General features: G+C 68.1%; 12 protein-coding genes. 9 read left to right on the top strand and 3 right to left on the bottom strand.

The genetic code is table 11. The annotated features are described in order from the left end of the window. Positions 1 to 165: 165 nt before the first annotated feature. Together ACNQFN_RS14635 and ACNQFN_RS14630 are read right to left on the bottom strand one after the other, a co-directional pair. Positions 166 to 744: a hypothetical protein gene (locus ACNQFN_RS14635; RefSeq protein WP_418646851.1), complete on the bottom strand. Its 579-nt coding sequence runs from the start codon at positions 742 to 744 to the stop codon at positions 166 to 168. A gap of 24 nt (positions 745 to 768) precedes the next feature. Next, positions 769 to 1029: a hypothetical protein gene (locus ACNQFN_RS14630; RefSeq protein WP_418646850.1), complete on the bottom strand. Its 261-nt coding sequence runs from the start codon at positions 1027 to 1029 to the stop codon at positions 769 to 771. Here ACNQFN_RS14630 and ACNQFN_RS14625 point away from each other — a divergent pair. The 9 genes from ACNQFN_RS14625 to motD all read left to right on the top strand — a co-directional run bounded on the left by ACNQFN_RS14625 (position 1028) and on the right by motD (position 10650). After that, positions 1028 to 1762, top strand: a complete 735-nt coding sequence (locus ACNQFN_RS14625; RefSeq protein ID WP_083953544.1) for a pseudouridine synthase — start codon at positions 1028 to 1030, stop codon at positions 1760 to 1762. The genes ACNQFN_RS14630 and ACNQFN_RS14625 overlap by 2 nt on opposite strands. 5 nt (positions 1763 to 1767) lie before the next feature. Next, positions 1768 to 2217: a DUF192 domain-containing protein gene (locus ACNQFN_RS14620; RefSeq protein ID WP_068636434.1), complete on the top strand. Its 450-nt coding sequence runs from the start codon at positions 1768 to 1770 to the stop codon at positions 2215 to 2217. A gap of 154 nt (positions 2218 to 2371) precedes the next feature. Then, the gene (gene flhB, locus ACNQFN_RS14615) at positions 2372 to 3514 is read left to right on the top strand and encodes a flagellar biosynthesis protein FlhB (protein WP_068636433.1); all 1143 of its coding nucleotides are present in this window, start codon (positions 2372 to 2374) and stop codon (positions 3512 to 3514) included. A 23-nt stretch (positions 3515 to 3537) separates the two neighbouring features. Then, positions 3538 to 5640, top strand: coding sequence for a flagellar biosynthesis protein FlhA (gene flhA, locus ACNQFN_RS14610; protein ID WP_068636415.1), 2103 nt, complete (start codon positions 3538 to 3540; stop codon positions 5638 to 5640). Between the two features lie 232 nt (positions 5641 to 5872). Then, the gene (flhF, locus tag ACNQFN_RS14605) at positions 5873 to 7303 is read left to right on the top strand and encodes a flagellar biosynthesis protein FlhF (protein ID WP_418646849.1); all 1431 of its coding nucleotides are present in this window, start codon (positions 5873 to 5875) and stop codon (positions 7301 to 7303) included. Position 7304: 1 nt separating this feature from the next. Then, positions 7305 to 8096, top strand: a complete 792-nt coding sequence (locus tag ACNQFN_RS14600) for a MinD/ParA family ATP-binding protein (RefSeq protein WP_068636413.1) — start codon at positions 7305 to 7307, stop codon at positions 8094 to 8096. A 125-nt stretch (positions 8097 to 8221) separates the two neighbouring features. Further along, positions 8222 to 8983 (top strand): RNA polymerase sigma factor FliA, encoded by a 762-nt coding sequence (locus tag ACNQFN_RS14595; RefSeq protein WP_068636412.1) that lies wholly within the window; start codon positions 8222 to 8224, stop codon positions 8981 to 8983. Between the two features lie 32 nt (positions 8984 to 9015). Next, on the top strand, positions 9016 to 9756 hold the full coding sequence (locus ACNQFN_RS14590) for a flagellar motor protein (protein ID WP_068636411.1): 741 nt from the start codon (positions 9016 to 9018) through the stop codon (positions 9754 to 9756). A 9-nt stretch (positions 9757 to 9765) separates the two neighbouring features. Next, positions 9766 to 10650 carry a flagellar motor protein MotD gene (motD, locus tag ACNQFN_RS14585; protein ID WP_418646848.1) on the top strand — a complete coding sequence of 295 codons (885 nt, stop codon included), beginning with the start codon at positions 9766 to 9768 and terminating at the stop codon, positions 10648 to 10650. 6 nt (positions 10651 to 10656) lie between these two features. Here the strand turns inward: motD and parC are convergent, their stop codons facing one another. Further along, a complete protein-coding gene (gene parC, locus ACNQFN_RS14580) occupies positions 10657 to 13020 on the bottom strand; it encodes a DNA topoisomerase IV subunit A (RefSeq protein ID WP_418646847.1) in 2364 nt (787 codons plus the stop codon). Positions 13021 to 13048 lie beyond the last annotated feature (28 nt).

Below are 13048 nucleotides of genomic sequence, written 5' to 3'. Positions count from 1 at the left end.
GTTCTTATCAACAAGCCGATCTGCCGTTCCGGATCAGGGCAGTCGCATGAAGCCTGTACGCTTTTCTCTCTCTGTTTACACAAAAAACCGCGCAATCGCGCCGGTTTCCCCGGCCAATTGCGCGGCTTCCCGCGTTTTTTCACCCATCTCCGCCAGGCCGCGATCTCAGCCTTCCGGTCCGATCACTCCTTCCAGTGTTTCCGCCGCCAGCACCGCATCGATCCAGCCTTCGAGCTGTCCCAGCGGCGCCCGCGCCAGTCGTTCCTCCGCCCAGGTGGGCAGTTCGCCGAAACGCAGGCGAAGCAGCTGACTCAACATCCGTACAGCCTCGACCCGCTTGCCTTTGAGCAAGCCTTCCTGCTCTCCCTTGAGCACCCCCTCTTGGCGGATGCCCTCCAGCCACTGGTCGATACGTTCGGCAAGCATGGTGTCGATCTCCTGCAGGTCATTCGGGGGTTCGATGCTCTGGCTCGCATCGAGTTTCGAGAGAATGGTCCGATTGTAGAACACCACGAAGGCCCGGCGCAGGCTGTCGAAGGCAGGGTCTTTGAGGTGTTCCGCCAGCGCCTGGGTCACTTCGCGGATGAACGGATCATCGGGCAGATGGGTTTCCAGCTCGATCAGTCGCGCCATCAGGTTGTCCGGCAGGCGCCGCAGTTCCTTCTCCGATACCCTCCCTTGGTCGAGCAGGTGATGGCGAAAGCGCGGGCTCCAGCGCGCCAGCCCGCCGGGCGCGGCGATCAAATCAGCGACTTCCTGCGTCGCAGCCTACTTCGGCTGTCCGTTGTAGAGCACCAGCGGGAAAACCGGCGGCAGCTTGCCGCCCGATTTGACCTGTCCTCCGCGAATCAAATCTTGGTACAGCAGGCAGACATAGGTCAGCAGGCGCAGCGCCATCCATCGACCGACATTGCCGTGGAAAGGGTCGGGGAGGGGAGTTTTCGTGCCCAAAAAGGCGACAGCGGTATTCGTGCGATTGTCCTGCGTTCCGGATGTGATGCCCGAATCGGCAGGTATCATCCCGTCCATGTCCCGCCTGATCCTCCTCAACAAGCCCTATGGCGTGCTGTGCCAGTTCTCCGGCGAGGCCGGGCAGGCCACGCTGAAAGACCACGTTCCGGTGCCCGGCGTCTATGCCGCCGGCCGGCTCGATGCCGACAGCGAAGGTCTGCTGCTGCTGACCGACGACGGCGCCTTGCAGCACCGCATTGCCGACCCGCGCCACAAGCAGCCCAAGACCTATCTCGTGCAGGTCGAGGGCGGGCCGGACGAGGCGGCGCTGGCGCAACTGCGCGCCGGGCTGGATCTGGGCGATTTCCATACCCGGCCCTGCGATGCGCGCCGGGTGGTCGAGCCGGAGTGGCTGTGGCCGCGCAACCCGCCGGTGCGCTTTCGCAAGACGGTGCCGACTGCCTGGCTGGAGATCGTGCTGCGCGAAGGCAAGAACCGGCAGGTGCGGCGGATGACGGCGAAGATCGGCTTTCCGACCCTGCGGCTGATCCGTGTGGCGATCGGGCCGTGGCGGCTGGACGGCCTGCAGCCGGGGGAGTGGCGGGAGGTGGCGGTGCCGGATCTGCCTGCCGCGGATAAAACGGGCAGGGCGGGTCGAATTGCTGGGAAACCTGTTGCCAGCGGGCGTGCCAGGCCGGCCGGGCGGGGTGGCGGAACGATGCGCACGGCGGATTCGCGTTCCCGGTCTGGCGTTGGCGCGGGTAAGATGCGTCGCGCTGACAAGGGTCCAGGCAAAGGAGCGAAAGGATGACGCGGATGGCGGTTTTCTGGAAGGCGGCGCTGGCAACCGGTATGGCCTTGTCGTCGGGCGCCGGGCTGGCGGACGTGGCGATGCCGGTGGCGGAACTGGGGGCAGGCATGTACCGGATCGAGGCCGAAATCGCTCATACGCCGCAGACGCGCCAACTCGGCCTGATGAATCGCAAGTCCATGCCGGCGCAACGGGGCATGGTGTTCGTGTTCACCCAGGACGCGACCCACTGCATGTGGATGAAGAACACTTTTCTGCCGCTGTCGGTGGCCTTCATCGACACGCAGGGAAGGATCATCAACATCGAGGACATGCAGCCGCACTCCGAGGACAACCACTGCGCTGCCGCCCCCGCGCGCTTCGCACTGGAGATGAACCAGGGCTGGTTCCGCGAGCGCGGCATCGAGGCCGGCGACACCCTGCGCGGCTTCGACCGCCTGCCCTCGGGAAGCTGATCGGGCCTTGATGCCCCTGATGGAAAGGGACGAATAGCGGCCCTTTAGCGCCTTTTTTCGGCCGGCAGATATTGCCGGCCACGGCCGATAATCCGCACACGTCGCCCCGCGCCCGCGCCCTTTGCCGCGCGGCGGGGCGCACATGGAGCCGGCCGTGGCCGAAGAAAGCGATCTCGAAAAAACAGAAGCCCCCTCACCGCGACGGCTGGAACAGGCGCGCGAGGAAGGCCAGGTCCCGCAGTCGCGGGAACTGTCGACTTTCTTCGTCACCATCACCGGCGTGCTGGCGCTGTGGCTGCTCGGCGGCTGGATGGCCGAGCGCATGCTGGCGGTGGTGCGTACAGGCTTTTCCTTCGAGCGCGAGACGGTGTTCGACGTCGCGCTGATGCTCGACGTGCTGCGCGGCCAGTTGAGCGGCGCGCTGCTGATGCTGATGCCGCTGTTCCTGACGCTGCTGGTCGCCGCGGTGGCGGCGCCGATCGTGCTGGGCGGGCTGAACTTGGCGCCCAAGGCGCTGGGGCCCAACTTCGGCCGCATGAACCCGATCAAGGGCCTGGGGCGGATGTTCTCGGCGCACGGCCTGATGGAGATGGTGAAGGCGATCCTGAAGTCGCTGATCATCGGCGGCGTGGCGTCGATGGTGCTGTGGTCGAACAAGGACCACCTGCTCGACCTGATGGTGACGCCGATCGAGGCCGGCATGGCCGACTTCGCCGGCACGGTGATCTTCGCCGCGGTGCTGATCGCCGCCAGCCTCGGGCTGCTGGCGCTGATGGACGTGCCTTTCCAGCTCTGGCAGTACCACAAGAAATTGCGCATGAGCAAGGAAGAGGTCAAGCGCGAGAGCAAGGAACAGGAAGGCGATCCGCAGGTCAAGGGCCGCATCCGCGCCATGCAGCGCGAGATGGCACGCCGCCGCATGATGTCCGAAGTGCCCAAGGCCGACGTCGTGGTGACCAACCCGACGCATTTCTCGGTGGCGCTGAAGTACGACGCCGAGCGCATGGGCGCGCCGGTGGTGGTGGCCAAGGGGCGCGGCGAACTGGCGCTGAAGATCCGCGAGATCGCCCGCGACAACGAGGTGCCGCTGCTGGAAGCGCCGCCGCTGGCGCGTGCGCTGTACAGGCACTGCGAGCTGGAGCAGGCGATTCCCGCCGCGCTGTACACCGCCGTGGCCGAGGTCATGGCCTATGTCTACCAGCTCGACGCCTGGATGAAGCAGGGTGGCCTGCAGCCCGAGGCGCCTGCCGACCTGCAGGTGCCCGAGGGCATGGACCCCGGTGCGGCCGAAGAATGAACATCGAAACGAGTCACTGAGCGATGGCCCTGAACACCACCCTGAACCTGCGCGCGCTGCTGACCCCGGCCAACCTGCGCCCGTTGGCGGCGCCCATCCTGATCATCATGGTGCTGGCCATGATGGTGCTGCCGCTGCCGGTCTTCCTGCTCGACGTCTTCTTCACCTTCAACATCGCCATCTCGATCATGGTGATGCTGGTGGCGATGTACTCGCGCAAGCCGCTGGACTTCTCGGTCTTCCCTACCGTGCTGCTGGTGACGACGCTGCTGCGGCTGTCGCTGAACGTGGCGTCGACGCGGATCGTGCTGCTGGAAGGCCATGGCGGGCCGGATGCGGCGGGCAAGGTCATCGAGGCCTTCAGCAGCTTCCTGGTCGGCGGCAACACCGCGGTCGGCATCGTCGTCTTCGTGATCCTCACCATCATCAACTTCGTCGTCATCACCAAGGGGGCGGGCCGCATCGCCGAAGTGTCGGCGCGCTTCACGCTGGACGCGATGCCCGGCAAGCAGATGGCGATCGACGCCGACCTCAACGCCGGCCTCATCGATGAGAAGACGGCCAAGGCCAGGCGCAAGGAGATCGCGCAGGAAGCGGATTTCTACGGCGCGATGGACGGTGCGTCCAAGTTCGTGCGCGGCGACGCCATCGCCGCCATCATCATCCTCGTCATCAACATCGTCGGCGGCCTGTTCGTCGGCGTCATGCAGCACGACATGGCGGCGGGCGAGGCAGCCCACACCTACACGCTGCTGACCATCGGCGACGGCCTGGTGGCGCAGATCCCGGCGCTGATCATCTCGGTGGCGGCCGGCCTGGTGGTGTCGCGCGTCGGCGACGACGGCGACATCGGCGGCCTGGTGATCGGCCAGCTGTTCTCCAATCCGCAGGTGATGACGCTGGCGGCCGGCATCATCGGCGTGCTGGGCCTGATCCCCGGCATGCCCAACCTCGTCTTCCTGCTGCTGGCCGGCACGCTCGGCGGCCTGGCCTGGATGCGGCGCAAGCGCATGATCGAGGACGTGGCCGCGGCTGCGGCGCCCGAGGCCGCGGCGCAGGCCGCGATGCCGCAGCCGGATGCCCAGGAGGCGAGCTGGAACGACGTGTCGCAGGTCGACGTGCTCGGCCTGGAAGTGGGCTACCGGCTGATCCCGATGGTCGACAAGGGCCAGGACGGCGAACTGCTCAAGCGCATCCGCGGCCTGCGCAAGAAATTCGCGCAGGAAGTCGGCTTCCTGTCCTCGCCGGTGCATATCCGCGACAATCTGGAACTGAAGCCCAACGCCTACCGCATCGCGCTGAAGGGCGTCGAAGTCGGCGCCGGCGAGGCCTATCCGGGGCAGTTGCTGGCGATCGACCCCGGCCACGTGTCCGGCCCGCTGCAGGGGCGCGAAACCACCGACCCGGCCTTCGGCCTGCCGGCGTTCTGGATCGAGAACGGCATGCGCGAGCAGGCGCATGCACTGGGCTACACCGTGGTCGATGCCAGCACGGTGGTCGCCACCCACCTCAACCACGTCATCCTCAACCACGCCGCCGAACTGCTCGGCCGCCAGGAAACGCAGGCGCTGCTCGACCACGTCGGCAAGGATTCGCCCAAGCTCATCGAAGACCTGGTGCCCAAGCTGCTGCCGGTCGGCACCGTGCAGCGCGTGCTGCAGAACCTGCTCGAAGAAGGCGTCAACATCCGCGACATGCGCAGCATCATCGAAGTGCTGGCCGAGCAGGCGGCGCGCACGCAGGACCCGGTGCAGCTCACGCTCAAGGTGCGCGAGGCGCTGGGCCGCGCGATCATCCAGGGCCTGTTCCCCGGCAACGCCGAAGTCAACGTCATGGCGCTGGAGCCCGGCCTGGAACGCATCCTGATGCAGGCCATGAGCGCGGGCGGCGAGGGCGGCGCGATCGAGCCGGGGCTGGCCGACACGCTGCTGCGCCAGACCGCGCAGATCGCCCAGCGCCAGGAAGAAATCGGCCTCCCGCCGGTGCTGCTGGTGCCCTCGCAGCTGCGCATGCTGCTGTCGCGCTTTTTGCGCCGCGCCGTGCCTTCGCTGAAGGTGATCTCCAACAGCGAAGTGCCCGAGTCCCGCACCATCCGTGTCACGGCGATGATCGGGCAGAACGGATGATCGGCACGATTGATGGGTTTCGCTGCACTCTACCCATCCTACCCAGGGCATCGACGTAGGATGAGTGGGGCCGCGCAAGGGGTGAGCCGGAGGCGAAACCCAGCAACCACGTTCTGCCCAGAGCATCGAATAAGCGGGTGAAACGCGGTTTATTCGGCCCAAGGGATGCGCGCCCCGCTCGGGATAATCCTCCTCAAGCTGCGGCCAAAGTCCGGCTGCCTGGAGAAACGCCATGAACGTCAAACGCTACTTTGCTCCCACTGCCCGCGAAGCGCTCCGCGAGCTGAAGGAAGAGCTCGGCCCCGATGCGATCGTGCTGTCGAACCGTGCCGTCGATGGTGGCGTGGAGATTCTGGCGCTGCCGGGCGAGGCCGTCGGTGCGCTGCAGGCGGCCCGGCGCACGGCTGCTGCGGAGAAAACGGCGGCTGCGGCAAGGCCTGCCGCGAAGGCGGCGGCGCCTGAGCCTTTCGTCCAGCCCGGCCCGCGAGCGCTCGCCCCCGAAGCGGCCGAGGACGATTTCCGCGTCAGCCTGTCCGCACTGGCAGCCAATGCGGCCCGGAATGCGGCGCGTCCGGCTCCGGCCGCCCCCCAGCAGCCCGTCATCCGGCCTTTCTCGCCGCCGCGTATCGAGACGGCCGACTTCGCCATGCGCAGCCGGCCTGCGCCGGCTTCGGCTCCTGTGTCCGCGCCGGCCGAGGATTCCGGCAGTGCCCGCGTGCGTGAGCTGCAGGAAACCAATGCCCGGCTGATGGAAGAGCTGTCCGGCATTCGCGGCATGATCGAGCGCCAGCTTGCCGGCTTCGCCTGGGGCGAAACCCAGCGCCAGGCGCCGGGCCGCGCGGCCTTGATGGGCGAACTGCTCGAAGCCGGCTTTTCCGCCGCCACCGCGCGCAAGCTGTCCGCGGCGGTGCCCGAGGAGGCGGGCCGGATCGAGGCGCGCGAGGCGGCGGGCGCATTGCTCGACCGCATGATGCGCGCCCACGCCTCGGACGACGACGTGATCGACCAGGGCGGCGTGTTCGCGCTGGTCGGGCCGACCGGTGTCGGCAAGACCACCACCACGGCCAAGCTCGCCGCGCGCTGCGTGGTGCGCCACGGCGCCAGCCGGCTGGCGATGATCACCACCGATGGCTACCGCATCGGTGCGCAGGAGCAACTGCGCATCTATGGCCGCATCCTGGGCGTGCCGGTATTCTCGGTGCGCGACGCCGCCGATCTGCGCCAGACCCTGGCCGGCCTGCGCAACAAGCATATGGTGCTGATCGACACCATGGGCATGAGCCAGCGCGACCGCATGGTGGCCGAGCAGGCGGCGATGCTGAGCGGCGCCGGCGACGTCCGCCGCCTGCTGCTGCTGAATGCCACCGCGCGCGGCGACACGCTGGACGACGTGGTGCGCGCCTATGCCGGGGACGACCTGGCGGGCTGCATCTTCACCAAGGTGGACGAGGCCGCCTCCCTGGCGCCGGCGCTCGACGTCGCCGTGCGCCACCGGCTCGGGATCCGCTACCTGACCAACGGCCAGCGGGTGCCGGAAGACCTGCACCTGCCCAACCGGGCCTATCTGCTGCATCGCGCGCTGCGCGGGCAGGGGGCCGAATCGCCCTGGCATCTGAACGGTGACGAGACGGGAATGATGCTGGCCGCGGCCGGAGGTGCCTGAGATGATCGACCGACGAGAAGACCAGGCGGCAGGGTTGAGGCGCCTGTTCCGCCGCGTGCCGCCGCAGGTGCTGGCACTTTATGCCTGCGGCCGCCGCCGTGCGCACAACGCGGTGCTGGCTGCGCATCGCATCGCCGGCCACGCCGAGCGGGTGCTGATCCTGGACGAGGCCGAAGGCGAAGCCGGGCTGGGCGAGGTACTGCGCCAGGCGCCCGGGCCGGACCTGCTGCAACTGCTCGACGGCCGCAGCACGCTGGCCGACGTGCTGCAACCCTCGCCTGGCCTGCTCGGCCGCGTGCCGGCGGTGGCTGCCGCACTGGCGCTGCCCCTGCTGGACGATGCGCGCCGCGCCTGCCTGGTCGAGGCGCTGCGCATCCTGCACCGCCATGCCAGCTTCGTGCTGGTGCATGCCGCTGGTGAAACGGCGGCCGAACCCTCCCCCTTCGTCGCTGCCGCGCCGCGCCGCCTGCTGGTGGTGGAGGCGAGCGCGAGCGGGGCCACCGAGGCCTATCGCACGCTCAAGGCATTGGCCGCCGCCGGCGCGGGTTCCGCCCATGTCGCAGTCTGCCGTGCGCGCGACCGTGACGATGCCGCGCGGTTCTTCGCCGGTCTGAATGCACTGGTCCGGCGCCACGTCGGCCTGCCGCTGGAATGGCTGGGCGAAGTCGAGCACGACGACCTGACTGCCACGCTGTCGCGTTTCGATGCTGCCGCGGCGACGCGGGCGGCCAGCGCCGCCTTCATGCGCGACATCGAGGCGGCGGGCCGGGCGAAGTCCGTGCGGAGAGCCTGAACATGGCGGGCGGTGTGATGTATCCCGCTGGTAATGCCTGTGACAGTGCGGGAGAATGCCGGCAATCCACTTCCCGTCCAGGTATGCCGGCCGGATCGCGCCGCAGGAAAATACAGGCCCAATGGATGTACGACGCCCAAGGTAATCTCGACAAGGCCCATCTGGTCGAAGCTTATGCGCCGCTGGTCAAGCGCATCGCCTACCAGCTCATGGCCAGGCTGCCGGCCAGCGTCGAAGTCGACGACCTGATCCAGAACGGCATGATGGGTCTGCTCGATGCCATCGGCCGCTACGAGGACGGCCTCGGCGCACAGTTCGAAACCTATGCCGTGCAGCGCATCCGCGGCGCCATGCTTGACGGCCTGCGCGAAGCGGACTGGCTGCCGCGCAGCCTGCGGCGCGACATGCGGCGCATCGAATCCGCCATCCACATGCTCGAGCAGGAATACGGACGGGCGCCGACCGAAGGCGAACTGGCGGAGTCGCTCGGCGTGCCGCTGGCCGAGTACCAGCACATGCTGCAGGAAGCGCGTGGGTACCAATTGGTGTATTTCGAGGATTTCGGCCAGGATCGGAACGACGATTTCCTCGAACGCCATCTCGCGCAGCAGGATGCCAACCCGCTCGATCTGCTGGAAGATGCCGACATGCGCCGGCGGCTGGTGTCGGCGATCCAGGTGCTGCCCGAGCGCGAGCAACTGGTGATGGCGCTCTACTACGACGAGGAACTGAACCTGCGCGAGATCGGCGCCGTGCTCGGCGTGACCGAGTCGCGGGTCTGCCAGCTCCACAGCCAGGCGGTGGCGCGGCTGCGCTCGTCGGTGTTCGGCGGCGACGCGCCGGCGGCCGCGCGGCGCGGCCGGCCGCCCAAGAAGCAGCAGACCTGACGAGCGCCCGATGACGATACCCGGACTGCGTCATGGATAGGATCAGTGTCTTCGGCCTCGCGCTGGGGCTTGCCGCGATCGTCGGCGGGCAGGTGCTCGAAGGCGGGCACGTATCCTCGCTGCTGCAGCCGACGGCCTTCTTCATCGTCATCGGCGGCACGCTGGGCGCGGTGATGCTGCAGAGTCCGCTGCGCATCTTCGTCGATGGCGTGCGCATGGCGCGCTGGGTGTTCGTGCCACCGGTGACCAATCCGTCGCGCATGATCGACCAGGTCGTCAATTGGGGCCAGATCGCGCGCAAGGACGGCCTGCTGGTGCTCGAGAACCACATCGGCAGCCTGCCGGACCCCTTCATGCGCAAGGGGCTGCAACTGCTGGTCGATGGCGTCGATCCGGTGCGCCTGCGGGAAGTGCTCGAAGTGGAGATCGACGCCTGGGAGGCCCGGATGCGGCAATCGACCAGAATCTGGGAAGCGGCCGGCGGCTATGCGCCGACCATCGGCATCCTCGGCGCGGTGATGGGGCTGATCCACGTCATGGAGAACCTGTCCGATCCTTCGCGGCTGGGCGCGGGCATCGCCGTCGCCTTCGTCGCCACCATCTACGGCGTGGGCTTCGCCAACCTGGTGTTCCTGCCGATCGCCAAAAAGCTGGCGGCGCAGATCGGCGTGCTGGTGACGCAGCGCGAGATGTTCGTCGACGGCATCGTCGGCATCGCCAACGGCGAGAACCCGCGCATCATCGCCAGCCGCATGCAGGGCTACGTGGTCTAGCCGCAGGCCATGGCGCGCAGACGCAGACAGGCGGAAGAACACGACAACCACGAGCGCTGGCTCGTGTCCTACGCCGACTTCATCACGCTGCTGTTCGCCTTCTTCGTCGTGATGTATTCGCTGTCCTCGATCAACGAGGGCAAGTACCGCGTCGTGTCGGACTCGATCGTCCAGGCCTTCCGCAGTCTCAGCATCACCGACAGGGGCGAGCAGTTCATCGTGCCGCCGGTGGCGATGGCGCCGGTCGTCAGGCCGGCGCCGCCGGCGAACGCCGAGCTGCAGGAGGCGGCCGAGGCCCGCCGCAGGCAGACCACCGCGCAGATGCGTGGCATGGCCGAGGAAATCCGCCGCGCGATGGGCGCACTGGCGCAGACCGGCGAAGTCAATGTGTCCGAAGGTGCGTTCGGCATTAGCATCGAGATCAATGCCGCGCTGCTGTTCGCCCCCGGCGACGCCGCGCTGAGTGCGCCCGCGGCTGAGGCCCTGCGCGCGGTGGCGCAGGTGCTGGCGGCCTCGATATTCCCGATCACCATCGAAGGCCATACCGACAGCACGCCGATCGGTTCCTGGCGCTTTCCGTCGAACTGGGAACTGTCGGCAGTGCGTGCTTCGAGTGTGGCGCGCCTGTTTGTCGACAGCGGCGTGCTGCCCGGCCGCCTAAGCGTCGCCGGCTATGCCGACCAGCGCCCGGTGGCGGACAACGCCAGCGAAGAGGGCAGGGGCCGCAACCGCCGCGTTACGATCCTGCTGGAAGCGCGCGACGTCGAACCGACACCGGTCGGGCCGACGCGCATGTCGCCCGACGACCCGATCCGCTCGATCCTGCCGGGAGAGGTCGATACCGGGGCTGCTGCGTCGGCAGATGCCGCTGCGGAAGCAGCCCCCGCCGATTAAGGCTTCTCAGCGCATCTTTTCCGGCTTCACCTTCGGCGTCAGCGGCGCCCCCTTGCGCGCACGGCGGTGGCGCAGCGGTTCGCGCTGGGCGGGCTTCAGTTCGATGGCGACCGCTCTGCCGCCACGGCCGCTGCCTTCGACGGTCAGCACCGCGTCGTCGGCCGGCACGGCGACGGCGGCCAGCGCCTCGCCTTCGTCCAGCGCCATCACGATCACGCCGCGGCCGCCGCTCTGGGTCTTCATCTCGGGGCGGGGGAAGACCAGCAGGCGGCCGTTTTCCGACGCGGCGGCGATCCAGTCGCCGTGGGCCTTGGCCGGTGGCAACACCTTCTCGCCCTTTTCAAGGTTCATGAAAGCCTTGCCGGCACGCTGGCGGCTGCTGGCGTCGCCGACGCTGCACTGGAAGCCATAGCCACCGCTGTTGGCGAACAGCCAGACCGTCTCGGGCGCATCGCTGAGGACCTGCGCCAGCTTGCCGCCGTCCTGGAACTCCACCAGCGTGGTGATCGGCACGCCGTCGCCGCGTCCGCCGGGCAGTTCGGACACCTTGATCGTGTAGGCGCGGCCGTTGGCGTCGATGACGATCAGCGGCCAGGTGGTGCGCGTCTCGATCACGGCGAAGCCGAAGTCGCCGGCCTTGTAGCCGATGCCGGCGGGGTCGATGCCGTGGCCCTGGCGCGAGCGTACCCAGCCGTTCTTCGACACGATCACGGTGACGGGTTCGTCCGGTACCGCGATCTCGGCCGGCGCCACCGCGGCGACGGCTTCGACCAGGGTGCGGCGGTCGTCGCCGTATTTCTTCGCGTCGGCCTGGATTTCCTTCAGGATCAGGCGGGTCATCGCCGGGCGGCTGTCGAGGATGTGCTGCAGGCCGTCGCGTTCGTCGCGCAGTTCGGCCAGCTCCTTTTCGATCTTGAAGCCTTCCAGGCGCGCGAGCTGGCGCAGGCGGATTTCCAGGATGTCCTCGGCCTGCGTCTCGGACAGGCCGAAGGCGGCGATCAGCGCCGGCTTGGGTTCGTCCGACTCGCGGATCACGCGGATCACTTCCTCGATGTGCAGGAAGGCGATCATGCGGCCTTCGAGGATGTGGATGCGGCGGTCGACTTCGTCCAGGCGGTGGCGGGTGCGGCGTTCGATGGTGACGTAGCGGAAGTCGATCCATTCCTGCAGGACCTGCACCAGGTTCTTCTGCTGCGGCCGGCCATCGCGGCCGATCATCGTCATGTTGACCGAGGCCGAGGTCTCCAGGCTGGTGTGGGCCAGCAGCACCGCCATGAATTCGTCGCGGCTCTGGCGGCTGGACTTGGGTTCCAGCACGATGCGCACCGGCGCCTTGTCGCTGGATTCGTCGCGCACGGTGTCGAGCACGCCGAGTACGAGCTGCTTGAGGTTCTTCTGCTCCTGCGAGACGTCCTTCTTGCCGGCACGCGGCTGCGGGTTGGTCAGGGTCTCGATCTCGGACAGCACCTGCGCGGCCGACACGCCGTGCGGCAGCTCCTCGACGATCACCCGCCACTGGTTGCGGGCGAGTTCCTCGATCTTCCAGCGCGCGCGCAGGCGCAGGCTGCCGCGACCGGAGGCGTAGGCGTCGCGGATCGCCTCGGGCGAGGAAATGAGCTGGCCGCCGCCGGGGAAGTCCGGCCCGGGGATGATGCCGAGCACTTCGTCGAGCGTCGCTTCCGGATTGCGGATCAGGTGGCAGGCGGCTTCGGCCACTTCGCGCAGGTTGTGCGGCGGGATTTCGGTGGCCATGCCCACCGCGATGCCGGAGGCGCCGTTGAGCAGCACGAAGGGCAGGCGGGCCGGCAGCAGCTTCGGCTCCTCGAAGGCGCCGTCGTAGTTGGGGACGAAATCCACCGTGCCGCGGTCGATCTCGGACAGCAGCAGTTCGGCGATCGGCGTCAGGCGGCATTCGGTGTAGCGCATCGCCGCGGCGGAGTCGCCGTCGCGCGAACCGAAGTTGCCCTGGCCGTCGACCAGCGGATAACGCAGCGAGAAGTCCTGCGCCACCCGCACCATCGCGTCGTAGACGCTGCTGTCGCCGTGCGGATGGTATTTGCCGATCACGTCGCCGACCACGCGCGCCGACTTCACGTGCTTGGAGCCGGGCGACAGCCGCATCTCGTTCATCGCGTACAGGATGCGGCGTTGCACCGGCTTCAGCCCGTCCTCCACCTGCGGCAGTGCGCGTGATTTCACCACGCTCATGGCGTAGGCGAGATAGGCGCGCTCGGCATAGCGGTCGAGCGCCAGGGTGCCGTCGTCCTCTTCTGCCGGTTCAGGCGCGGCGGGCGGGGCAGGGGGGGGCGCCAGGCCGGCGTCGGCGGACGGTTCGGGCGTGCCGAACAGGTCGGAAGTGTCGTTGCTCATCGATCGAAGCGGCCCCGGATGTGCGGCC

The organism is Thauera butanivorans (assembly GCF_048398245.1).
In the GTDB taxonomy this organism is placed as follows: domain Bacteria; phylum Pseudomonadota; class Gammaproteobacteria; order Burkholderiales; family Rhodocyclaceae; genus Thauera; species Thauera butanivorans.
The sequence above is the reverse complement of the archived record's forward strand: the minus strand, read 5'-3'. Positions and strand labels throughout refer to the sequence as shown.